19 protein-coding genes are annotated in these 22915 nt (G+C 59.3%); all 19 read left to right on the forward strand.

Annotated elements, in window-relative coordinates:
- Window positions 1–230: 230 nt before the first annotated feature.
- On the forward strand, window positions 231–968 hold the full coding sequence (rpsB, locus tag ACKLNA_RS13660; RefSeq protein WP_003222119.1) for a 30S ribosomal protein S2: 738 nt from the start codon (window positions 231–233) through the stop codon (window positions 966–968).
- A 190-nt stretch (window positions 969–1158) separates the two neighbouring features.
- The gene (gene tsf, locus ACKLNA_RS13665; protein ID WP_408986150.1) at window positions 1159–2022 is read left to right on the forward strand and encodes a translation elongation factor Ts; all 864 of its coding nucleotides are present in this window, start codon (window positions 1159–1161) and stop codon (window positions 2020–2022) included.
- 209 nt (window positions 2023–2231) lie between these two features.
- On the forward strand, window positions 2232–2975 hold the full coding sequence (gene pyrH / locus ACKLNA_RS13670) for a UMP kinase (protein ID WP_011332683.1): 744 nt from the start codon (window positions 2232–2234) through the stop codon (window positions 2973–2975).
- A complete protein-coding gene (frr, locus tag ACKLNA_RS13675) occupies window positions 2972–3529 on the forward strand; it encodes a ribosome recycling factor (RefSeq protein WP_085688727.1) in 558 nt (185 codons plus the stop codon). The genes pyrH and frr overlap by 4 nt, the downstream gene beginning before the upstream one ends.
- Before the next feature lie 14 nt (window positions 3530–3543).
- Entirely contained in the window at window positions 3544–4299 is a 756-nt protein-coding gene (gene uppS, locus ACKLNA_RS13680) for a polyprenyl diphosphate synthase (RefSeq protein WP_408986151.1), read from the forward strand.
- Complete coding sequence (locus ACKLNA_RS13685) at window positions 4299–5105, forward strand: phosphatidate cytidylyltransferase (protein ID WP_085712840.1); 807 nt, start codon at window positions 4299–4301, stop codon at window positions 5103–5105. The genes uppS and ACKLNA_RS13685 overlap by 1 nt, the downstream gene beginning before the upstream one ends.
- Window positions 5102–6292 (forward strand): 1-deoxy-D-xylulose-5-phosphate reductoisomerase, encoded by a 1191-nt coding sequence (gene ispC, locus ACKLNA_RS13690; RefSeq protein ID WP_408986152.1) that lies wholly within the window; start codon window positions 5102–5104, stop codon window positions 6290–6292. The genes ACKLNA_RS13685 and ispC overlap by 4 nt, the downstream gene beginning before the upstream one ends.
- 52 nt (window positions 6293–6344) lie before the next feature.
- The gene (gene rseP / locus ACKLNA_RS13695; RefSeq protein ID WP_408986153.1) at window positions 6345–7697 is read left to right on the forward strand and encodes a sigma E protease regulator RseP; all 1353 of its coding nucleotides are present in this window, start codon (window positions 6345–6347) and stop codon (window positions 7695–7697) included.
- 74 nt (window positions 7698–7771) lie between these two features.
- Entirely contained in the window at window positions 7772–10159 is a 2388-nt protein-coding gene (gene bamA, locus ACKLNA_RS13700; RefSeq protein WP_408986154.1) for an outer membrane protein assembly factor BamA, read from the forward strand.
- A 45-nt stretch (window positions 10160–10204) separates the two neighbouring features.
- Window positions 10205–10708: an OmpH family outer membrane protein gene (locus ACKLNA_RS13705; protein WP_003222140.1), complete on the forward strand. Its 504-nt coding sequence runs from the start codon at window positions 10205–10207 to the stop codon at window positions 10706–10708.
- 3 nt (window positions 10709–10711) lie between these two features.
- Window positions 10712–11767 (forward strand): UDP-3-O-(3-hydroxymyristoyl)glucosamine N-acyltransferase, encoded by a 1056-nt coding sequence (gene lpxD, locus ACKLNA_RS13710; protein WP_408986155.1) that lies wholly within the window; start codon window positions 10712–10714, stop codon window positions 11765–11767.
- Window positions 11768–11873: 106 nt separating this feature from the next.
- Complete coding sequence (gene fabZ / locus ACKLNA_RS13715) at window positions 11874–12314, forward strand: 3-hydroxyacyl-ACP dehydratase FabZ (RefSeq protein WP_003222142.1); 441 nt, start codon at window positions 11874–11876, stop codon at window positions 12312–12314.
- Window positions 12311–13087: an acyl-ACP--UDP-N-acetylglucosamine O-acyltransferase gene (gene lpxA / locus ACKLNA_RS13720; protein WP_085712845.1), complete on the forward strand. Its 777-nt coding sequence runs from the start codon at window positions 12311–12313 to the stop codon at window positions 13085–13087. Before fabZ ends, lpxA begins: the two co-directional genes overlap by 4 nt.
- A gap of 2 nt (window positions 13088–13089) precedes the next feature.
- A complete protein-coding gene (lpxB, locus tag ACKLNA_RS13725) occupies window positions 13090–14220 on the forward strand; it encodes a lipid-A-disaccharide synthase (protein ID WP_408986156.1) in 1131 nt (376 codons plus the stop codon).
- An 11-nt stretch (window positions 14221–14231) separates the two neighbouring features.
- Window positions 14232–14858 carry a ribonuclease HII gene (gene rnhB / locus ACKLNA_RS13730; protein ID WP_408986349.1) on the forward strand — a complete coding sequence of 209 codons (627 nt, stop codon included), beginning with the start codon at window positions 14232–14234 and terminating at the stop codon, window positions 14856–14858.
- 76 nt (window positions 14859–14934) lie between these two features.
- Window positions 14935–18456: a DNA polymerase III subunit alpha gene (gene dnaE, locus ACKLNA_RS13735; protein ID WP_085712848.1), complete on the forward strand. Its 3522-nt coding sequence runs from the start codon at window positions 14935–14937 to the stop codon at window positions 18454–18456.
- 140 nt (window positions 18457–18596) lie between these two features.
- Window positions 18597–19544 carry an acetyl-CoA carboxylase carboxyltransferase subunit alpha gene (locus tag ACKLNA_RS13740; RefSeq protein ID WP_408986157.1) on the forward strand — a complete coding sequence of 316 codons (948 nt, stop codon included), beginning with the start codon at window positions 18597–18599 and terminating at the stop codon, window positions 19542–19544.
- 134 nt (window positions 19545–19678) lie between these two features.
- Window positions 19679–21007 carry a tRNA lysidine(34) synthetase TilS gene (tilS, locus tag ACKLNA_RS13745; protein WP_408986158.1) on the forward strand — a complete coding sequence of 443 codons (1329 nt, stop codon included), beginning with the start codon at window positions 19679–19681 and terminating at the stop codon, window positions 21005–21007.
- Between the two features lie 274 nt (window positions 21008–21281).
- Window positions 21282–22913 carry a CTP synthase gene (locus tag ACKLNA_RS13750; RefSeq protein WP_011332696.1) on the forward strand — a complete coding sequence of 544 codons (1632 nt, stop codon included), beginning with the start codon at window positions 21282–21284 and terminating at the stop codon, window positions 22911–22913.
- The last annotated feature ends 2 nt before the right edge of the window (window positions 22914–22915 follow it).

The raw sequence follows: 22915 nt of genomic DNA on the forward strand, positions 1-22915 counted from the left end.
GCGCAAGGCCGATTCCAAGGGGCCGGCATCCATGTCCCTGACGGGATTGAAGATTCCGGGTTCCGTTTGTAGCCTTGCTGTGGTATAAAATGCGCCGCTTTCCGGGGATAGCTCCGGAAGCATTAACCCACACACGTGTCGACACGATGGCCTGGGTGCCTTTGATCCTCGGATCAGGGGTTGGTCATTGGGATACGTGGAGGCCCAACCCGACTTATCAAGGAACTATCATGTCCCAAGTCAACATGCGCGATATGCTGAAGGCCGGTGTGCACTTCGGTCACCAAACCCGTTACTGGAATCCGAAAATGGGCAAGTACATTTTCGGCGCGCGTAACAAGATTCACATCATCAACCTTGAAAAAACCCTGCCAATGTTCAACGAAGCTCTGACTTTCGTAGAGCGTCTGGCCCAGGGCAAAAACAAGATTCTGTTCGTCGGCACCAAGCGTTCCGCTGGCAAGATCGTTGCTGAAGAAGCAGCACGTTGCGGTTCGCCGTACGTCGATCACCGCTGGTTGGGCGGCATGCTGACCAACTTCAAGACCATCCGTGCTTCCATCAAGCGTCTGCGTGACCTTGAAGTACAAGCCGAAGACGGTACTTTCGCCAAGCTGACCAAGAAAGAAGCGCTGATGCGCTCCCGTGATCTTGAGAAGCTGGATCGCTCCCTGGGCGGCATCAAGGACATGGGCGGTCTGCCAGACGCACTGTTCGTGATCGACGTTGACCACGAGCGCATCGCAATCACCGAAGCCAACAAGCTGGGCATCCCGGTGATCGGCGTTGTCGATACCAACAGCAGCCCGGAAGGCGTTGACTACATCATCCCAGGCAACGATGACGCAATCCGCGCTATCCAGCTGTACATGGGTTCGATGGCTGACGCAGTAATCCGTGGTCGCAACAATGTTGCTGGCGGTACTGTTGAATTCGCAGCTGAAGAAACTCAGGCTGCAGCTGAGTAATTGACGCCCTGGCGTTGACTCAGTAAGCAAAAAGGGGGCTTGGCCCCCTTTTTGCCACCTCGAAAACCATCTGTCGGCAGCGCAGCTACAGCATCTGTAACGTGCAGCAGCTACAAGGTGGTTCGGGAAGAATTGAACGCCCGTTCGATCGGGTGGAATGGTTGAAAACCTATCCAAGAGGAATTTGAAAATGGCAGCAATTACTGCAGCGTTGGTCAAAGAACTGCGCGAGCGTACCGGCGAAGGCATGATGGATTGCAAGAAGGCCCTGGAAAAGGCTGGCGGCGACATCGAAAAAGCCATTGATGACATGCGTGCTTCGGGCGCGATCAAGGCTGCCAAGAAAGCCGGCAACGTTGCCGCTGAAGGTGCTATCGCTGTCAAGGCTGACGGCAAGTCCGCCGTTCTGCTGGAAGTGAACTCGCAGACCGACTTCCTGGCCCTGCAGGACGACTTCAAGAACTTCGTCAGCGAAAGCCTCGAAGAAGCCTTCGGTCAGAAGCTGACCGACGCGGCTCCGCTGATCGCTTCGCGTGAAGCTGCTCGTGAAGCCCTGGTTGCCAAGTGTGGCGAAAACGTCAACATCCGTCGTCTGGCGCGTGTTGAAGGTGACGTTGTAGGTGCCTACCTGCACGGCAACAAGATTGGTGCAGTGGTTGTTCTGAAAGGCGGCGACGTCGACCTGGCCAAGAACATCGCCATGCACGTTGCAGCTTCGAACCCAGAGTTCCTGGACGCGTCGGAAATCTCCGCCGAGGCCATCGAGCGCGAGAAGAACGTATTCCTGCAGCTGAATGCCGACAAGATCGCTGGCAAGCCGGAAAACATCGTTGAGAACATGATCAACGGTCGTATCACCAAGTTCAAAGCCGAAGCCTCGCTGAAAGAGCAAGCCTTTGTCATGAACCCTGAAGTCAAGGTTGGCGAGCTGGCCAAGAAAGCCGGTGCCGAAATCGTTTCCTTCACCTACTTCAAAGTAGGCGAAGGCATCGAGAAGCCAGTTGATGACTTCGCTGCCGAAGTTGCCGCTCAAGTGGCTGCCGCCAAGCAGTAAGACGGTTTTTCAACTGTCGCCCGAAAGAGGCTGCCCGCTCACGCGCGCAGCCTCTTTTCAGATAGGGTTACCAATTTTTAATTGGTTTCCCCTTGGAACTGACTTACAAAGCCATGTTCCGATGGCGCGGAAGCAGCGCCACGCTAGAGTGAACGCAGCTGCAAACAGCTCGCAAAGAATTTTTAAATACGCCGCAGGAGAGATTCGCAATGGCTCAGCAGGGCAGTGGTTATCAGGCTCGCTATAAACGCATTCTACTCAAGCTTAGCGGCGAGGCCCTGATGGGCTCGGAAGAGTTCGGGATCGATCCGAAAGTGCTGGATCGCATGGCGCTGGAAGTCGGCCAACTGGTCGGCATCGGCGTTCAGGTCGGTCTGGTGATCGGCGGCGGCAACCTGTTCCGTGGTGAAGCGCTGAGCAAGGCTGGCATGGATCGTGTCACCGGCGACCACATGGGCATGCTGGCCACTGTGATGAACGCCCTGGCCATGCGCGATGCGCTGGAACGTGCCAATATCTCGGCCATCGTGATGTCGGCCATTTCCATGGTCGGTGTGACCGATCACTATGATCGTCGCAAGGCCATGCGTCACCTGAACTCCAAGGACGTGGTGATTTTCGCGGCCGGTACCGGCAATCCGTTCTTTACCACGGATTCGGCAGCCTGCCTGCGTGCCATCGAGATCGACGCGGACGTCGTGCTCAAGGCAACCAAGGTCGATGGCGTCTACACCGCCGACCCGTTCAAAGACCCGCATGCCGAGAAGTTCGATCATCTGACTTACGATGAAGTACTGGATCGCAAGCTGGGCGTAATGGATCTGACGGCCATCTGCCTGTGCCGCGACCACAAGATGCCATTGCGCGTATTCAACATGAACAAGCCTGGCGCCCTGCTGAACATCGTGCACGGCGGCGCTGAAGGAACCCTGATCGAGGAAGTTCAACAATGATCAACGAAATCAAGAAAGACGCCCAAGAGCGCATGAAGAAGTCGATCGAGTCGCTGAGTCATGCATTCGGCCAGATTCGTACCGGCAAGGCTCACCCGAGCATTCTGGGTAGCGTGATGGTGCCTTACTATGGTGCCGATACCCCTTTGAGCGGGGTAGCGAACGTTACGGTGAAAGACTCCCGTACCCTGCAGGTCGTGCCGTTCGAGCGCAACATGCTCACGGCGGTCGACAAGGCGATCATGAACGCCGGTCTGAACCTCAATCCGACCAACCTTGGCGAGCTGCTGCTGGTTTCCATGCCGGCGCTGACCGAAGAAACCCGTAAGGGCTTCACCAAGCAGGCGCGCGCAGCGGCTGAAGATGCTCGCGTTGCCGTGCGCAACATTCGCCGTGATGCACTGGGTGACCTGAAAAAGTTGGTCAAGGACAAGGAAATCAGCGAAGACGAAGAGCGCCGCGCGGCGGCTGATATCCAGAAGCTGACCGACAAGGCTGAAGCTGATATCGACGCGGCTACCAAGGAAAAAGAAGCGGATCTGATGGCCGTATAAGGGTCGAGCTTTAAATGGAAAAGACCAAGCAGACTGCGCCGTCCGCGGTGCCGCGCCATGTCGCGATCATCATGGATGGCAACAATCGCTGGGCGAAAAAACGCTTTATGCCGGGTGTCGCCGGGCATAAGGCGGGTGTAGATGCTGTGCGGGCGGTGATCGAGGTGTGTGCCGAGGCCGGTGTCGAGGTGTTGACACTGTTTGCCTTCTCCAGTGAAAACTGGCAGCGCCCGGCCGATGAGGTCAGTGCCCTGATGGATCTGTTCTTCAAGGCGCTGCGTCGTGAGGCCAAGCGCCTCAATGACAACAACATCAGCCTGCGCATCATTGGTGACCGTTCGCGTTTCCATCCTGAGCTGCAGGCGGCCATGCGTGAAGCTGAAGCGATGACTGCGGGCGCCAATCGCTTCATCCTGCAAATTGCCGCCAACTACGGCGGTCAGTGGGATATCGCGCAAGCTGCGCAGCGCCTGGCTCGCGAAGTTCAGGCCGGGCACCTGCGGCCGGAAGACATCACCCCGGATCTGCTGCAAACCTGTCTGGCGACCGGCGACCTGCCATTGCCGGACTTGTGCATCCGCACGGGCGGCGAGCACCGCATCAGCAACTTCCTGCTGTGGCAACTGGCCTATGCCGAGCTGTTCTTCTCCGACCTGTTCTGGCCGGACTTCAAACACGATGCCATGCGTAATGCACTGGCCGATTTCGCTTCGCGTCAGCGTCGCTTCGGTAAAACGAGCGAGCAGATCGAAGCTGGAGCCCGGGTTTAATGCTTAAACAACGAATCATCACTGCGCTGATCCTGCTGCCGATTGCACTGGGCGGATTTTTCCTGCTCGAGGGATCCGGTTTTGCGCTGTTCATCGGTCTGGTGGTCAGTCTGGGTGCCTGGGAATGGGCGCGCCTTGCCGGTTTCACTGCGCAATCGTTTCGCGTTGGTTATGCGGCAGTCGTCGCGCTGATGCTGTTCGTCATGTACATCCTGCCAGGGCTGGCGCCCTGGGTGCTTGGTGCTTCGGTGATCTGGTGGGCGGTGGCAACGTGGCTGGTGCTGACCTATCCGCGCTCCAGCGAGCGCTGGGCCAGTGCCGCCAGCAAGCTGGTGATCGGCCTGCTGATTCTCCTGCCGGCCTGGCAAGGCCTGGTTCAGATCAAGCAATACCCGCTGGGTAACTGGCTGATCATGGCGGTGATGGTGCTGGTCTGGGGTGCCGATATCGGTGCCTACTTTTCCGGTCGTGCATTCGGCAAGCGCAAGCTGGCCCCGCAAGTCAGCCCGGGCAAAAGCTGGGAAGGCGTGTATGGCGGTCTGGCCCTGAGTCTCGTTATCACCACGCTGGTCGCTCTGTTTCGAGACTGGACAGTGGCGCAACTGTTCAAAGGCCTGATTGGCGCTGCGCTGATCGTGTTCATTTCGGTGGTGGGCGATCTGACTGAAAGCATGTTCAAGCGTCAGTCCGGTATCAAGGACAGTAGCAATCTGCTGCCGGGCCATGGCGGCATACTGGACCGCATTGACAGCCTGACGGCCGCGATCCCGGTATTCGCCGTGCTGTTGTGGATGGCAGCACCGTGAGCCGCCCACAGCAGGTCACTGTTCTGGGGGCAACCGGCTCGATCGGTCTGAGCACTCTGGATGTCATCGCTCGTCACCCTGACCGTTATCAAGTGTTTGCACTCAGTGGCTTTACGCGTCTGAGCGAGCTGTTTGCCTTGTGCGTACGCCATGTGCCGCAGTTCGCTGTGGTGCCGGAAGTCGCGGCAGCCCGTGGTTTGCAAGACGACTTGCGTGCCGCCGGCCTGTCGACCCGGGTGCTGGTCGGTGAGGAAGGTCTGTGTCAGGTCGCAGCAGCCCCTGAGGTGGATGCCGTGATGGCGGCCATTGTCGGCGCCGCCGGTCTGCGCCCGACCCTCGCCGCTGTCGAGGCGGGCAAGAAGATTCTTCTGGCGAACAAGGAGGCGCTGGTCATGTCCGGCGCCTTGTTCATGGAGGCTGTGCGCAAGAGCGGATCGGTCCTGCTGCCCATCGACAGTGAGCACAACGCGGTTTTCCAGTGCATGCCGCAGGATTTCGCGCGTGGATTGAGCAATGTCGGCGTGCGTCGGATTTTGCTGACGGCCTCTGGTGGTCCTTTCCGGCAGACGCCGATGGCCGAACTGGCGCATGTTTCTCCTGATCAGGCCTGTGCCCATCCTAACTGGTCCATGGGGCGCAAGATTTCCGTGGATTCGGCCAGCATGATGAACAAGGGGCTCGAGTTGATCGAAGCCTGCTGGCTGTTCGATGCCCGGCCATCGCAAGTCGAAGTGGTGATCCATCCGCAGAGCGTGATTCACTCTCTGGTCGACTACATAGATGGCTCGGTACTGGCGCAGTTGGGTAATCCCGACATGCGTACGCCGATCGCCAATGCGCTGGCCTGGCCTGAACGCATTGATTCTGGCGTGGCGCCACTGGATCTGTTCGCCATCGCGCGCCTGGACTTCGAAGCGCCCGATGAAGAGCGCTTCCCGTGCCTGCGGCTTGCCCGTCAGGCAGCCGAGGCCGGCAACAGTGCGCCTGCCATGCTCAATGCCGCGAATGAAGTTGCGGTGGCGGCGTTTCTCGACGGGCGGGTTCGCTACCTCGAAATCGCGAGTATCATCGAGGAAGTGTTGAATCTCGAGCCGGTGGTTGCTCTGAATGATCTCGATGCGGTGTTCACGGCGGACGCGGCAGCACGTACGCTCGCCGGGCAATGGCTGATTCGTCACGGTCGATAGACCCTGCGTACATGGCTTCATGCGGCATAGAACAGGATTGCGGAGAAAGTAGATGAGCGCGCTCTATATGATTGCCGGCACCCTGATCGCCCTGGGTGTGCTGGTCACCTTTCACGAATTCGGCCACTTCTGGGTCGCGCGTCGCTGTGGCGTCAAGGTTCTGCGCTTTTCCGTGGGCTTCGGCATGCCGTTACTGCGCTGGCATGACAGGCAGGGGACCGAGTTTGTCATCGCGGCCATTCCGCTGGGTGGCTACGTCAAGATGCTCGATGAGCGTGAAGGCGAAGTGCCCGCTGATCAGCTTCATTTGTCTTTCAATCGCAAGTCCGTTCGCCAGCGTATTGCTATCGTGGCGGCTGGCCCGGTCGCCAACTTCCTGCTGGCCATGGTGTTTTTCTGGGTGCTGGCCATGCTCGGCAGTGAACAGGTGCGTCCGGTCATCGGTGCTGTCGAGTCAGGCAGTATCGCCGCGAAAGCCGGTCTGAATGCAGGTCAGGAAATTGTCGCCATCGACGGTGAGCCGACTTCGGGCTGGGCGGCGGTCAATCTGCAACTGGTACGTCGCCTGGGGGAAAGCGGTTCCCTACAGGTGCTGGTGCGTGAGCAGGGCTCTACGGCCGATTCGCCGCGTGAGCTTGCGCTGGATCATTGGCTCAAGGGGGCCGACGAGCCGGATCCGATTCGCTCTCTGGGTATTCGCCCATGGCGTCCGGCGCTGCCGCCTATTCTCGCTGAGCTCGATCCGAAAGGCCCGGCCCAGGCGGCCGGGTTGAAGACCGGTGACCGTCTGCTGGCGCTGGACGGCAAGGCGCTGGATGACTGGCAGCAAGTGGTCGACACCGTTCGTACGCGTCCTGATACCAAAATCATGCTGCACGTCGAGCGCGACGGTGCTCAAATCGACGTCCCCGTGACGCTGGCGGCGCGCGGCGAGAGCAAGTCGCCAAGTGGTTATCTGGGGGCGGGAGTGAAAGCTGTCGACTGGCCACCGGAGATGATCCGTGAGGTCAGTTATGGTCCTTTGGCCGCGATTGGCGAGGGTGCCCGTCGTACCTGGACCATGAGCGTGCTGACGCTGGATTCACTGAAGAAAATGCTGTTCGGCGAGCTCTCGGTAAAAAACTTGAGTGGACCGATAACCATTGCTAAAGTGGCGGGCGCTTCTGCCCAGTCGGGCGTTGCTGATTTCCTGAATTTCCTTGCTTATCTGAGTATTAGCCTGGGGGTTCTGAATTTGCTGCCTATTCCTGTACTGGATGGGGGGCATTTGTTGTTTTATCTGATCGAGTGGGCGCGTGGTCGTCCCTTGTCGGATCGGGTGCAAGGTTGGGGGATACAGATCGGTATCAGTTTGGTGGTCGGGGTGATGTTGCTTGCTCTGGTCAACGATCTGGGTCGACTGTAACGCTTCGCTGAATTGCGAATCTGCCGCATTTTGCGGCAGTTTGTTTATTGCCAGTTGGAATAAGAAAGGACTTCATGAAACGTCTGCTGCTAACTGCGGTTCTCACCGTATTGATGATCGCCGAAGTTCACGCCGAGTCCTTCACTATCTCTGATATTCGCGTCAATGGCCTCCAGCGGGTCTCCGCGGGTAGCGTCTTTGGTGCCTTGCCGTTGAACGTCGGCGAGCAGGCGGATGATCGTCGCCTGGTGGAATCCACTCGTGCGTTGTTCAAAACCGGTTTCTTTCAAGATATCCAGCTGGGCCGCGAAGGCAACGTTCTGGTGATCACGGTCGTTGAACGTCCATCGGTCGCGAGCATCGAGATCGAAGGCAACAAGGCGATCTCCACCGAAGACCTGATGAAGGGCCTCAAGCAATCCGGTCTGGCCGAAGGCGAGATCTTCCAGCGTGCGACCCTCGAAGGCGTGCGTAACGAGCTGCAACGCCAGTACGTTGCGCAAGGTCGTTACTCGGCCACCGTCGATACCGAAGTGGTATCGCAGCCGCGTAACCGTGTCGGCCTGAAAGTGAAGATCAACGAAGGCACCGTCGCTGCCATTCAGCACATCAACGTGGTGGGCAACACGGTTTTCCCTGAGGAAGACCTGACCGACCTGTTCGAACTGAAGACCACCAACTGGCTGTCGTTCTTCAAGAACGATGACAAGTACGCCCGTGAAAAGCTTTCCGGTGACCTGGAGCGTCTGCGTTCCTACTACCTGGACCGCGGCTATATCAACATGGATATCGCTTCGACCCAGGTGTCCATCACACCGGACAAAAAACACGTCTACATCACCGTCAACGTGAACGAAGGCGAGAAGTACACCGTTCGTGACGTCAAGCTCAGCGGTGACCTGAAAGTCCCTGAGGACCAGGTCAAGTCGCTGTTGCTGGTGCAAAAGGGTCAGGTGTTCTCGCGCAAGCTGATGACCACCACCTCCGAACTGATCACCCGTCGTCTGGGTAACGAGGGCTACACCTTCGCCAACGTCAACGGTGTTCCGCAGCCGCACGACGATGACCACACTGTGGACATCCTGTTCGCTGTCGATCCGGGCAAGCGTGCTTACGTCAACCGCATCAACTTCCGTGGCAACACCAAGTCCGAGGACGAAGTGCTGCGTCGTGAAATGCGCCAGATGGAAGGTGGCTGGGCTTCGACCTACCTGATCGACCAGTCCAAGACCCGTCTTGAGCGTCTGGGCTTCTTCAAGGAAGTCAACGTCGAGACCCCGGCAGTTCCAGGTGTCGACGACCAGGTTGACGTGAACTATGCGGTTGAAGAGCAGGCTTCCGGTTCGATCACCGCCAGTGTCGGTTTTGCCCAGAGCGCCGGTCTGATCCTCGGTGGTTCGATCACCCAGAACAACTTCCTGGGTACCGGTAATCGCGTCAGCGTCGGCCTGACCCGCAGTGAATACCAGAGCCGTTACAACTTCGGCTACGTTGACCCCTACTGGACCGCCGATGGCGTGAGCCTGGGTTACAACGCGTTCTATCGCACCACTGACTACAAAGACCTCGACGTCGACGTAGCAAGCTATGCGGTAGACAGCCTGGGTGCCGGTGTGAACGTTGGTTATCCGATCAGCGAGACTTCGCGTCTGACCTTCGGTCTGTCGGCTCAGCAGGACAAGATCAAGACCGGTCAGTACACCGTTGACGAGATTTTCGACTTTGTTAAGCGCGAGGGCGACCAGTACCTGAACTTCAAGGCGTCGGCCGGCTGGTCCGAGTCCACTCTGAACAAAGGCGTGCTGCCAACCCGCGGTCGTTCGCAGAGCCTGACCCTGGAAACGACGATTCCCGGCAGTGACCTGTCGTTCTACAAACTGGATTACCGTGGCCAGCTGTTCCAGCCACTGACCGAAAACTACACCCTGCGTCTGCACACCGAGTTGGGTTATGGCGACGGTTACGGTTCGACGGACGGCTTGCCGTTCTATGAAAACTACTATGCTGGTGGTTTCAACTCGGTACGTGGTTTCAAAGACAGTACCCTGGGTCCGCGCAGTACGCCGAGCCGTGGCCAGGCGGTCACCGGTAACGCCGGTACGCTTGCCGACCCGGATCAGGATCCGCTGCCATTCGGTGGTAACGTGTTGATCCAGGGTGGTGTCGAGGTGCTGTTCCCGCTGCCGTTCGTGAAGGATCAGCGTTCGTTGCGTACATCGGTATTCTGGGACGTCGGTAACGTGTTCGACTCGACTTGCAAGTCGACCACAAACGCCGATGGCTCCAAGGCCAATACACAGTGCAACGACATCAGCCTGAGCAACATGGCCAGTTCCGTCGGTGTCGGCGTGACCTGGGTTACCGCACTGGGTCCTTTGAGCTTCGCGTTGGCCACACCGATCAAGAAACCGGATAACGCTGAAACTCAAGTGTTCCAATTCTCCCTCGGCCAGACGTTCTAAGCGTCTGACCCAAGATAACGACAATGGATTTTGTAGGAGTGCATCGTGCGTAAGTTGACTCAATTGGTTCTCCTGGCCTCCGTACTGGTGGCAGGCCCGGCATTTGCCGACATGAAAATCGCTGTTCTGAACTATCAGATGGCTCTGCTGGAATCCGATGCGGCCAAGAAGTACGCCGTGGATGCCGAGAAGAAGTTCGGTCCTCAACTGACCAAACTGAAGACGCTGGAAAGCAGCGCCAAGGGTATCCAGGATCGTCTGATGGCTGGCGGCGACAAGATGCAGCAGGGCGAGCGTGAGCGTCTCGAGCTGGAATTCAAGCAAAAGGCCCGTGACTTCCAGTTCCAGTCCAAGGAACTGAACGAAGCCAAGGCTGTTGCTGACCGTGAAATGCTCAAGCAGCTCAAGCCGAAACTGGATAGCGCAGTGGAAGAAGTCATCAAGAAAGGTGGTTTTGACCTGGTGTTCGAGCGTGGCGCAGTGATCGATGTCAAACCTCAGTACGACATCACGCGCCAGGTTATCGAGCGCATGAATCAGCTGAAGTAACCCATGACCGTGACTATCAAACTCGGCCAGTTGGCCGAGTTCCTCGGTGCCACCCTGAGTGGCGATCCCGAGAAGCAAATTACTGGGCTAGCCACCTTGCAGGAGGCTGGCCCAGCTCAGTTGAGCTTTCTGGCAAACCCTCAATACCGCAAATACCTGGCTGGCTCACAAGCGGCAGCATTGCTGCTCAAGGCGGCTGATGCCGAAGGTTATGCCGGGAATACGTTGGTGGTGCCGGATCCTTATCTGGCTTACGCACGCATTTCTCACCTGTTCGATCCGAAGCCGAAATCTGCAGCCGGTATCCATCCGACCGCAGTGATTGCTCCGGACGCCGTGGTCGATCCGACTGCCAGCATCGGTCCCTTTGTGGTGATCGAGGCTCAAGCACGGATTGGAGCGGGCGTGGCGCTCGGCGCGCATTGCGTCGTCGGTGCCCGCAGTGAAATCGGCGAGGGCGGCTGGCTGGCTCCGCGTGTCACGCTGTATCACGATGTACGCATCGGCAAGCGGGTGGTGATTCAGTCAGGTGCAGTGCTTGGCGGTGAGGGCTTCGGCTTTGCCAACGAGAAAGGCATCTGGCAGAAAATCGCCCAGATCGGTGGCGTCACCATCGGCGACGATGTGGAGATCGGCGTGAACACCGCCATCGACCGCGGTGCGTTGGCCGATACCGTGATCGGTAACGGCGTCAAGCTCGACAACCAGATTCAGATCGCTCACAACGTTCAGGTCGGCGATCACACCGCCATGGCTGCGTGCGTGGGGATTTCCGGCAGCACCAAGATCGGCAAGCACTGCATGCTCGCCGGTGGTGTCGGCCTGGTAGGGCACATCGACATTTGCGACAACGTATTCCTGACCGGGATGACTATGGTGACTCACTCGATTACCGAGCCGGGCGCCTATTCTTCCGGTACGGCGATGCAGCCGGCTGCCGAGTGGCGCAAAAGCGCGGCACGCATCCGTCAGCTCGATGACATCGCGCGACGTTTGCGACAGCTGGAAAAGCAGGCAGGAGAAGTGACCCCTGGCGGTAACGCTTCATCTGAAGGCTGATACCATTTCCATATCAAGTGTGCACAGCCTCTGGACTGCCTCCTTGATTTGCTAGAGGAGTGCGCGTCAGTCGCGCTCCCAATCTTTACATAGGCTTCCCCCCGAAATGATGGACATCAACGAGATTCGCGAATACCTGCCTCACCGTTACCCGTTCCTGCTGGTGGACCGGGTGGTGGAACTGGATACGGAAGGCAAGCGCATTCGCGCCTACAAGAATGTCAGCATCAACGAACCGTTCTTCAATGGCCACTTCCCTGCGCACCCGATCATGCCTGGCGTGTTGATCATCGAAGCGATGGCTCAGGCTGCCGGGATCCTCGGTTTCAAGATGCTCGATGTGAAACCGGCTGATGGCACCCTCTATTATTTCGTCGGTTCCGACAAACTGCGCTTCCGTCAGCCAGTGCTGCCGGGTGACCAGTTGATTCTCGAAGCCAAGTTCATCAGCTGCAAGCGTCAGATCTGGAAGTTCGAATGCCAGGCTTCGGTCGATGGCAAGCCGGTCTGCTCCGCTGAAATCATCTGTGCGGAACGCAAGCTATGAGTTTGATTGACCCTCGCGCAATCATCGATCCTTCGGCCGTACTGGCCGAAGGTGTCGAGGTCGGCCCGTGGTCGATCATCGGCGCAGGTGTGGAAATCGGCGAGGGAACAGTGATCGGGCCACACGTGATCCTCAAAGGTCCGACCCGAATCGGCAAGCACAATCGCATCTACCAGTTTTCCTCGGTAGGCGAAGACACGCCTGATCTCAAGTACAAGGGTGAAGAAACCCGTCTGGTGATCGGTGACCATAACGTTATCCGTGAAGGCGTGACGATTCACCGTGGCACGGTTCAGGATCGCTCGGAAACCACCCTGGGCGATCACAACCTGATCATGGCTTACGCCCACATCGGTCACGACAGTGTCATCGGCAACCACTGCATTCTGGTCAACAACACCGCGTTGGCCGGGCATGTGCACGTCGAGGACTGGGCGATCCTGTCCGGTTTCACCCTGGTTCACCAGTATTGTCACATTGGTGCTCACAGCTTTTCCGGCATGGGAACGGCCATTGGCAAGGACGTCCCGGCGTTCGTCACGGTGTTCGGCAACCCGGCCGAAGCGCGCAGCATGAATTTTGAGGGCATGCGTCGTCGCGGTTTCAGCGAGGACGCCATTCACGCCCTGCGTCGCGCTTACAAAACCGTTTATCGTCAGGGGCTGACTGTCGAACAGGCGCTGGCCGAACTGGCCGAACCTGCCGCCCAGTTCCCGGAAGTCGCAGTGTTCCGTGACTCCATCCAGTCGTCGTCTCGCGGCATCACTCGCTGATCATGGCCAATCTGCGTATTGCGCTGGTGGCGGGTGAGGCTTCCGGCGATATTCTGGGTGCCGGTCTGATGCGTGCCCTCAAGGCACAGCATCCGGCGGTCGAGTTTATCGGTGTCGGCGGCCCCCTGATGCAGGCCGAGGGCCTGAATTCCTACTTCCCCATGGAGCGGTTGTCGGTCATGGGGCTGGTGGAGGTTCTCGGTCGGTTGCGTGAGCTGCTCAAGCGCCGCAAGGACCTGATCGCCACCCTGATCGCCCAGAAGCCGGACGTGTTCATCGGCATCGATGCGCCGGATTTCAACCTCAACATCGAACTCAAGCTGCGTCAGGCCGGGATCAAGACCGTGCATTACGTCAGCCCTTCGGTGTGGGCGTGGCGGCAGAAGCGAGTGCTGAAGATTCGCGAAGGCTGCGACCTGATGCTCACGCTGCTGCCGTTCGAAGCCAGGTTTTATGAAGAGAAAGGCGTACCGGTGCGATTCGTCGGTCATACGCTGGCCGATACCATTCCACTGGAAGCCGATCGCGCCGCTGCGCGAGCCGAGCTGGGTTTGCCTGACGGTCCGCTGGTGGCTTTGATGCCGGGCAGCCGGGGCGGCGAAGTCAGTCGTCTGGGCGCGCTGTTCCTCGATACCGCCGAACGCCTGCGCGCCATGCGCCCGGGTTTACGCTTTGTCATTCCATGTGCCAACCCGGAGCGTCGTGCCCAGCTTGAAGAGCTGTTGGCCGGTCGCGATTTGCCAGTGACCTTGCTCGATGGCAAGTCCCACTTGGCGCTGGCAGCGTGCAACGCGGTCCTGATTGCGTCGGGCACGGCGACCCTTGAAGCGTTGCTGTACAAGCGCCCGATGGTCGTGGCCTACCGCCTTGCGCCGCTGACGTTCTGGATTCTCAAGCGCATGGTCAAGAGCCCGTACGTCTCCCTGCCGAACCTGCTGGCCCAACGGTTGCTGGTGCCGGAATTGTTGCAGGATGATGCGACGGTCGAGGCGCTGGCCCAGACCCTGTCGCCGCTGATCGACGGCGGTGAAGAACAGACTCGCGGCTTCGATGAAATCCACCGCACCCTGCGCCTGGACGCCTCCAATCAGGCGGCTGACGCCGTTCTGAACCTGATCGGTCAAACACGATGAGCAAGACAAGCATGCAGATGGGGCTGGATTTCACTTTGGTCGCCGAAGTCGAAGAACTGGTTGCCGGCGTTGACGAGGTAGGTCGCGGCCCGTTGTGCGGTGCGGTCGTCACGGCGGCAGTCATCCTCGATCCGAACCGGCCGATTCTTGGTCTCAATGACTCGAAGAAACTCACCGAAGCCAAGCGTGAAAAGCTCTACGATGAAATCTGCGAAAAGGCTTTGAGCTGGTGCATCGCCCGTGCCGAAGTCGAAGAAATCGACGAGCTGAATATCCTTCACGCCACCATGCTGGCCATGCAGCGCGCCGTTGCGGGCCTGCATGTCCAGCCGAAACTGGCGATGATCGACGGCAACCGCTGCCCGAAACTGCCGATGCGTTCCGAAGCGGTGGTCAAGGGCGACAGCAAGGTCCCGGCCATCGCAGCGGCCTCGATTCTGGCCAAGGTCAGCCGCGACCGCGAGATGACGGCGTTCGAGTTGATCTACCCGGGTTACGGCATCGGCGGTCATAAAGGCTATCCGACGCCCGTTCATCTGGAAGCGCTGGTGCGCCTCGGGCCGACGCCGATTCACCGGCGTTCGTTTGCCCCGGTGCGGCAGGCTTACGAGGCGCTTGAAGGTCTCACGCAGGTTTAGCGGCGAGGCTGATGTTTTATTCGGGGCCCGGTACAATCCGGGCCTTGTTGTCTCTATGTAACTGGACAGGATCACTATGCCGGCTTCATTCGTTCATCTACGCCTGCACACTGAATACTCCCTGGTCGACGGGCTGGTGCGGATCAAGCCGCTGGTCAAGGCCCTGACCGGCATGGGCATGCCGGCCGTTGCGGTTACCGACCAGAACAACATGTGTTCGCTGGTCAAATTCTATAAAAACACCATGGGCGCGGGGATCAAGCCGATCTGCGGCGCCGACCTGTGGCTGTCGAACAAGGACCCGGATGGCCCGCTGAGCCGGATCAGCCTGCTGGTCATGAACGCCCTGGGCTATCGCAACCTGACCGAGCTGATTTCCCGTGGCTTCATCGACGGTCAGCGCAACGGCATGATCATCATCGAGCGCGAGTGGGTGGCCGAGGCCAATGAAGGCCTGATCATGCTGTCCGCCGCAAAAGAAGGCGAGATCGGCATGGCCATGATCGGCGGCAATCCCGCTGAGGCCGAGGTCCTGACCCGTGAGTGGATGTCGGTGTTCCCGGATCGCTTCTATCTGGAAATACAGCGTACCAATCGCCCGAACGACGAAGAACAATTGCACGGCGCCGTGGCCCTGGCCGAGAAGCTCGGTGCGCCGCTGGTCGCCACCAACGATGTGCGCTTCATCAAGCAGGAAGACTTCGCCGCCCACGAAACCCGCGTCTGCATCGGTGAGGGCCGGGCCCTCGACGACCCGCGCCGCTCGAAGAATTACAGCGATCAGCAGTACCTGAAAAGCGCCGAGGAAATGGCCGAGCTGTTCAGCGACCTGCCGGATGCCGTGGAAAACACCGTCGAGATCGCCAAGCGCTGCAATATCGACGTGAAGCTGGGCAAGCACTTCCTGCCGGACTACCCGATTCCCGATGGCATGACCATCGACGAGTATTTCCGCAAGGTGTCGTTCGATGGTCTGGACGAGCGTCTCAGCGTACTGCTGCCCAAGGACACTACCGAAGATTACGAGGCCAAGCGTCAGGTCTATGTCGACCGGCTGAATTTCGAGCTGGATATCATCATCCAGATGGGATTCCCCGGTTACTTCCTGATCGTGATGGACTTTATCCAGTGGGCCAAGAACAACGGCGTGCCGGTGGGCCCGGGCCGGGGGTCGGGTGCCGGATCGCTGGTGGCCTATGTGCAGAAGATCACCGACCTCGACCCGCTGGAATATGACCTGCTGTTCGAACGTTTCCTCAACCCGGAACGGGTATCGATGCCCGACTTCGACGTCGACTTCTGCATGGACGGTCGCGACCGGGTAATCGATTACGTGGCCGAAAAATACGGCCGCAACGCCGTTAGCCAGATCATCACCTTCGGTTCCATGGCGGCCAAGGCTGTGGTGCGGGACGTGGCGCGAGCCCAGGGCAAGTCGTTCGGTCTGGCGGATCGTCTGTCGAAGATGATTCCGTTCGAAGTCGGGATGACCCTGGAAAAAGCCTACGAGCAGGAAGAAATCCTGCGCGACTTCATCAAGGTCGATGAAGAAGCGGCGGAAATCTGGGAGATGGCGCGCAAGCTCGAAGGCGTGGTGCGTAACGTCGGTAAACACGCCGGTGGTGTGGTGATCGCGCCGACCAAACTGACCGACTTCTCGCCGATCTATTGCGACGAGGCCGGCGACGGTCTGGTGACCCAGTTCGACAAGGACGACGTGGAGGCGGCCGGTCTGGTGAAGTTCGACTTCCTCGGCCTGCGGACCCTGACGATCATCGACTGGGCGCTGAAAACCATCAACCGCGACCGCGCCAAGGTCAACGAGCCGCCGCTGGACATTGCGTTCATCCCGCTGGATGACAAGCCGACTTACCAGTTGCTGCAAAAAGCTGAAACCACCGCGGTGTTCCAGCTTGAATCCCGCGGCATGAAAGAGCTGATCAAAAAGCTCAAGCCCGACTGCCTCGAAGACCTTATCGCACTGGTGGCCCTGTTCCGTCCGGGCCCGCTGCAGTCCGGCATGGTGGATGACTTCATCAACCGCAAGCACGGTCGCGCGGAACTGGCGTATCCGCACCCGGATTACCAGTACGAAGGTTTGCAACCGGTACTCGCACCGACGTACGGCATCATTCTGTATCAGGAACAGGTGATGCAGATCGCCCAGGTCATGGCCGGTTACACCCTCGGTGGTGCGGACATGCTGCGTCGGGCGATGGGTAAGAAGAAACCCGAGGAAATGGCCAAGCAGCGCGGCGGTTTCATTGAGGGTTGTGCGTCGAACAATATCGACGCGGATCTTGCCGGTAACATTTTCGACCTGGTGGAAAAATTCGCCGGTTACGGCTTCAACAAATCCCACTCCGCCGCCTACGGCCTGGTGTCGTACCAGACTGCCTGGCTGAAAGCTCACTACCCGGCGCCGTTCATGGCCGCGGTACTCTCGGCGGATATGCACAACACCGACAAGGTCGTGACCTTGATCGAGGAAGTGCGCACGATGAAGCTGCGTCTCGACGCGCCGGACGTGAACACGTCGGAGTTCAAGTTCACGGTGAACGACGAGGGCCGCATCGTGTACGGTCTGGGCGCGATCAAAGGCGTCGGCGAAGGTCCGGTGGAAGCGATCACTGAGGCGCGTCAGGCCGGTCCGTTCAAGGATCTGTTCGACTTCTGCGCCCGGGTCGACCTCAAGCGCATCAACAAGCGCACGCTGGACGGTCTGATCCGCAGCGGCGCGCTGGATCGCCTCGGCCCGTACTTCCATGACGAGCAAAAGGCTTATCAGGCCAATATCGACCGCAACCGCGCGGTGCTGCTGGCGGCGATGGAAGAGGCGATCAAGTCGGCCGAACAGACTGCACGCACCCGCGACAGTGGTCACGCCGACCTGTTCGGCGGGCTGTTCGTCGAGGAAGACGCAGACGTTTACGCGCTGCATCGCAAGGCCAAGGAGCTGACCCTCAAGGAGCGCCTCAAGGGTGAAAAAGACACCCTCGGCCTGTACCTGACCGGCCACCCGATCGACGAATACGAAGGCGAAATCCGCCGTTTCGCCCGCCAGCGCATCATCGACCTGAAACCGGCCCGGGACACCCAGACCGTGGCGGGGATGATCATTGCCCTGCGGGTGATGAAGAACAAAAAGGGCGACAAGATGGGTTTCATCACCCTCGACGACCGCTCCGGGCGAATCGAGGCGTCGCTGTTTGCCGATGCGTTCCACTCCGCACAGTCGCTGTTGCAGACCGATGCGATGGTGGTGGTCGAAGGCGAGGTCAGCAACGATGACTTCTCTGGCGGCCTGCGCCTGCGGGTCAAGCGGGTGATGAGCATGGAAGATGCGCGCACCAACCTGGCCGAGAGCCTGCGCCTGAAGTTGCAGACCCAGGACCTGAAAGGCGATCAGCTACGCTGGTTGGGGGATTTGCTCAAGCGTCATCGCGGGGCCTGCCCGATCACCATGGAATACACCAGCCCGGATGCGAAGACCTTGCTGCAGTTTGGCGAGACCTGGCGGATCGACCCGGCGGATGCCTTGATTCAAGCCCTGCGTGACCAGTTCGGGCGAGACAACGTCTTCCTCCAATACCGTTGACCGGCAGGTGAGACCGAACCGCCTGCCCACAACCTGAATTTTTAATCTCGACCTCAGCGCGCCTCTCCCTTAAGGTAGGGCGCGAATAGACAACCGGCCGGCCCCAAGCTCACTTGGGACACGACCCAAGACGGACGCCTATGAACCCGAATTTCCTGGATTTCGAACAGCCGATCGCCGACCTGCAAGCCAAGATCGAAGAGTTGCGCTTGGTCGGTAATGACAATGCGCTGAATATCGGCGATGAGATCTCCCGCCTGCAGGACAAGAGCAAGACGCTCACCGAAGACATCTTCGGCAAGCTGACCAGCTGGCAGATCGCACGTCTGGCACGTCACCCGAAACGTCCATACACCCTGGACTACATCGAGCACATCTTCACCGAGTTCGACGAACTGCACGGTGACCGTCACTTCTCCGACGACGCGGCCATTGTAGGCGGCGTGGCACGTCTGGAAGACCAGCCAGTAATGGTGATCGGTCACCAGAAGGGCCGTGAAGTGCGTGAAAAGGTACGCCGCAATTTCGGCATGCCGCGCCCGGAAGGCTACCGCAAGGCTTGCCGCCTGATGGAAATGGCCGAGCGCTTCAAGATGCCGATCCTGACTTTCATCGACACTCCGGGTGCCTATCCTGGCATCGACGCCGAAGAGCGCAACCAGAGCGAAGCGATCGCCTGGAACCTGCGCGTCATGGCTCGTTTGAAGACCCCGATCATCGCCACCGTGATCGGTGAAGGTGGTTCCGGCGGCGCACTGGCAATCGGTGTCTGCGACCAGCTGAACATGCTGCAGTACTCGACTTACGCGGTGATTTCGCCGGAAGGTTGCGCTTCGATTCTGTGGAAAACCGCAGAAAAAGCGCCGGATGCCGCTGAAGCGATGGGCATCACCGCCGAGCGTCTGAAAGGCCTGGGCATCGTTGACAAAGTGATCGGCGAGCCTCTGGGCGGCGCCCATCGCGATCCGGCGGCGGCGGCTGCTTCGATCCGTGCCGAGCTGAGTTCGCAACTGGCGATGCTGAAGAAGCTCGACAACGAAGCGCTGCTCAAGCGTCGTTACGATCGTCTGATGAGCTACGGTCTCTAAGTCGACCGCGCAATACCCGATGTGGGAGCGAGCCTGCTCGCGATGAGGGGGTAACATTCAACCAATGAGTTGGCTGTTGCACCGCTATCGCGAGCAGGCTCGCTCCCACATTTGATTTGTGCCAAGGGAAAGAAATGGATCCGTCGACGATTGATTTGCCTTCCAGGCTTCTACGCAATCTCAAGCCCTGGCTCGATGCGGCTCATTGGCGCATTGCCTTCTCGGGCGGCCTCGACTCCACCGTCCTGCTGCACCTTCTGGCAACTCTCGCCAAAACCGAATCCCTTCCGGCGCTAAGCGCCATCCATGTCCATCACGGCCTTCAGGCCGCGGCCGAAGTGTGGCCGGCGCATTGCCAGGCTGTCTGTGACGCCTTGGGCATTTCATTGCAGATCGTTCACGTGACCGTGCAACAGGGCGCCAGCCTTGAACGTGCGGCGCGGGATGCGCGTTACGCGGCACTCACTTCGGCGACCCGGATCAATGATGTCTTGATGACGGGCCAGCACCGCGATGATCAGGCAGAAACCCTGTTGTTCCGGTTGCTGCGTGGCGCCGGGGTGCGCGGTCTGTCCGGCATGCCGGCGCAGCGAACGTTGGGGCAGGGCAGTCTGGTTCGGCCCTTGCTCGACATCCCGCGTGCCGAACTGGAAGCTTATGCGCGGGATCATGGTCTGCGTTGGGTTGAAGATCCGTCGAATCAGGATCGGCAGTTCTCGCGCAACTACCTGCGTCATCAGGTCATGCCGCTGCTGACCGATCGCTGGCCGCAGGCACACGCCAGCATGGCCCGCAGTGCGGCACATCTGCGTGAGGCGCAGGGGTTGCTCGATGAGTTGGCGCAGATCGATCTGGCGCAAGCGAGCTTGCCCGGTGAGTTCGAATGGTCGGGATTGCCATCGCTGGAGTTCGCGGCCATCGTCGGGTTGTCCGATGCGCGCCAGCGCAATGCACTCAGTCACTGGCTTGAACCGCTCACCCGACTGCCGGATACCGACCATTGGTCGGGTTGGATCGATCTGCGCGATGCCGGTAACGACGCCGCTCCGGTCTGGCGTCTGGCGGATGGCGAGTTGCACCGCAGCGCCGGTCGCCTGTGGTGGCTCAGCGGCCATTGGTTGCGCACGCCGGTGGTCAGCGGCGACTGGCGTGAGACGTCGCTGGCGCTACGCTTGCCCGATAACGGGCATGTCATGTTCAGCGGTCAGACTCCCGCAGGGCCGCTGCAGATCCGCTATCGGCAGGGCGGCGAGGTGATGCATCTGGCGGATCGCGGACACCGCGATCTCAAGCGCCTGCTCAATGAGCGCGCGGTGCCGGCCTTTGTGCGTGGCAGATTGCCGCTGCTGTTTCGCGGTGAAGAATTGCTCGCCGTGGCGAACCTGCCGGGGCTCGACGGCAATGCACGGGAAGGCTGGCGATTGCATTGGCAGCCTTCTGACGAAGATCAAGGTTTGAGATGAAGGGGGCATTCCGGTAGACTACGCTCCCTTCTTGATACAACTTCTGTGGATTCGCCTGAATTGCAGGAGTTGCCGATTACCAAGCAGTCTTTGCTGGGCGATTCCAAAAAATGTGTAGCGAGCAACGTACCGGTGTTTTCACTTCCGGTCTGTCCCAACGCGGCGGTTTTTTTGAAAGGTGCACTGTGATTAATGCAGGTGATCGGGGGCTTCGGCCTTCCTTCGCTTTCCCCGGCGGCTCGGACCGCTTTAACGCAGACTTCTAGGGTTTTTCATGACGCGCTACATATTCGTCACGGGCGGTGTTGTTTCTTCTTTGGGGAAAGGCATTGCATCGGCTTCATTGGCGGCCATCCTGGAGGCGCGGGGGCTTAAGGTCACCATGCTGAAGCTGGATCCGTACATCAACGTCGACCCGGGCACCATGAGCCCGTTCCAGCACGGTGAAGTGTTCGTCACCCACGACGGCGCCGAGACCGACCTGGACCTGGGCCACTACGAGCGGTTCATCCGCACGACCATGACCCAGAACAACAACTTCACCACCGGCCGTGTCTACGAGCACGTGCTGCGCAAAGAGCGCCGTGGTGACTACCTGGGTGCAACCATCCAGGTGATTCCGCACATCACCGACGAAATCAAGCGTCGCATCATCAAGGGCGCCGGCGATGCCGACGTGGCCCTGGTGGAAATCGGCGGTACCGTTGGCGACATCGAATCGCAACCGTTCCTCGAAGCCATCCGCCAGCTGCGTGTGGAAGTCGGTTCCAAGCGCGCGATGCTGATGCACCTGACTCTGGTTCCGTACATCGCCACCGCTGGCGAGACCAAGACCAAGCCGACCCAGCACTCCGTAAAAGAGCTGCGTTCGATCGGCCTGCAGCCAGACGTGCTGATCTGCCGCTCCGACCATCCGGTGGATGTATCGTCGCGTCGCAAGATCGCGCTGTTCACCAACGTTGAAGAGCGTGCGGTGATCTCCCTGGAAGACGTCGACACCATCTACAAGATCCCGGCCGTGCTGCATGCTCAGGGTCTGGATGATTTCGTCGTCGAGCGTTTCGGCCTGCAATGCAATGGCGCCGACCTGTCCGAGTGGGAAAAGGTCGTCGATGCCAAGCTCAATCCTGAGCACGAAGTCACCATCGCGATGGTCGGCAAGTACATGGAGCTGCTGGACGCCTACAAGTCGCTGATCGAAGCGATGAGTCACGCCGGCATCACCAACCGCACCAAGGTCAACCTGCGCTACATCGATTCCGAAGACATCGAGAACCAGGGCACCGCGCTGCTGGAAGGTGTCGACGCGATCCTCGTACCGGGCGGTTTCGGTCTGCGTGGCGTGGAAGGCAAGATCACTGCCGTTCAATACGCTCGCGAAAACAAGGTTCCCTACCTGGGTATCTGCCTGGGCATGCAAGTGGCGGTCATCGAGTTCGCCCGTAACGTGCTGGGCTGGAAAGACGCCAACTCCACCGAGTTCGATCGTGCCAGCGGACATCCGGTTGTCGGCCTGATCACCGAGTGGGAAGACGCCACCGGCGCCGTTGAAGTGCGTACCGAAGCGTCCGACCTGGGCGGCACCATGCGCCTCGGCGCTCAGGAATGCCTGCTCGAAGCCGGCTCCAAGGTGCACGACTGCTACGGCAAGGATGTGATTGTCGAGCGTCACCGTCACCGTTACGAAGTGAACAACAACCTGCTGCCGCAGATCATCGAAGCCGGCCTGAAGATTTCCGGTCGTTCTTCCGATGCAGCGCTGGTCGAAGTGGTTGAAGCCCCGGATCATCCATGGTTCGTCGCTTGCCAGTTCCACCCGGAATTCACCTCGACTCCGCGTGACGGTCACCCGCTGTTCAGCGGTTTCGTGAAAGCAGCGTTGGCTCAACACCAGAAGAAGGCGTAACC

The sequence above is a fragment of the Pseudomonas sp. UV AK001 genome, from assembly GCF_046097675.1.
Taxonomy (GTDB): domain Bacteria; phylum Pseudomonadota; class Gammaproteobacteria; order Pseudomonadales; family Pseudomonadaceae; genus Aquipseudomonas; species Aquipseudomonas kribbensis.

Excerpts from the sequence above, each read along its gene's own strand:
- rpsB (WP_003222119.1), top strand. The coding sequence starts at position 231 with ATGTCCCAAGTCAACATGCGCGATATGCTGAAGGCCGGTGTGCACTTC.
- tsf (WP_408986150.1), top strand. The coding sequence starts at position 1,159 with ATGGCAGCAATTACTGCAGCGTTGGTCAAAGAACTGCGCGAGCGTACC.
- pyrH (WP_011332683.1), top strand. The coding sequence starts at position 2,232 with ATGGCTCAGCAGGGCAGTGGTTATCAGGCTCGCTATAAACGCATTCTA.
- frr (WP_085688727.1), top strand. The coding sequence starts at position 2,972 with ATGATCAACGAAATCAAGAAAGACGCCCAAGAGCGCATGAAGAAGTCG.
- uppS (WP_408986151.1), top strand. The coding sequence starts at position 3,544 with ATGGAAAAGACCAAGCAGACTGCGCCGTCCGCGGTGCCGCGCCATGTC.
- ACKLNA_RS13685 (WP_085712840.1), top strand. The coding sequence starts at position 4,299 with ATGCTTAAACAACGAATCATCACTGCGCTGATCCTGCTGCCGATTGCA.
- rseP (WP_408986153.1), top strand. The coding sequence starts at position 6,345 with ATGAGCGCGCTCTATATGATTGCCGGCACCCTGATCGCCCTGGGTGTG.
- bamA (WP_408986154.1), top strand. The coding sequence starts at position 7,772 with ATGAAACGTCTGCTGCTAACTGCGGTTCTCACCGTATTGATGATCGCC.
- lpxD (WP_408986155.1), top strand. The coding sequence starts at position 10,712 with ATGACCGTGACTATCAAACTCGGCCAGTTGGCCGAGTTCCTCGGTGCC.
- fabZ (WP_003222142.1), top strand. The coding sequence starts at position 11,874 with ATGATGGACATCAACGAGATTCGCGAATACCTGCCTCACCGTTACCCG.
- lpxA (WP_085712845.1), top strand. The coding sequence starts at position 12,311 with ATGAGTTTGATTGACCCTCGCGCAATCATCGATCCTTCGGCCGTACTG.
- lpxB (WP_408986156.1), top strand. The coding sequence starts at position 13,090 with ATGGCCAATCTGCGTATTGCGCTGGTGGCGGGTGAGGCTTCCGGCGAT.
- rnhB (WP_408986349.1), top strand. The coding sequence starts at position 14,232 with ATGCAGATGGGGCTGGATTTCACTTTGGTCGCCGAAGTCGAAGAACTG.
- dnaE (WP_085712848.1), top strand. The coding sequence starts at position 14,935 with ATGCCGGCTTCATTCGTTCATCTACGCCTGCACACTGAATACTCCCTG.
- ACKLNA_RS13740 (WP_408986157.1), top strand. The coding sequence starts at position 18,597 with ATGAACCCGAATTTCCTGGATTTCGAACAGCCGATCGCCGACCTGCAA.
- tilS (WP_408986158.1), top strand. The coding sequence starts at position 19,679 with ATGGATCCGTCGACGATTGATTTGCCTTCCAGGCTTCTACGCAATCTC.
- ACKLNA_RS13750 (WP_011332696.1), top strand. The coding sequence starts at position 21,282 with ATGACGCGCTACATATTCGTCACGGGCGGTGTTGTTTCTTCTTTGGGG.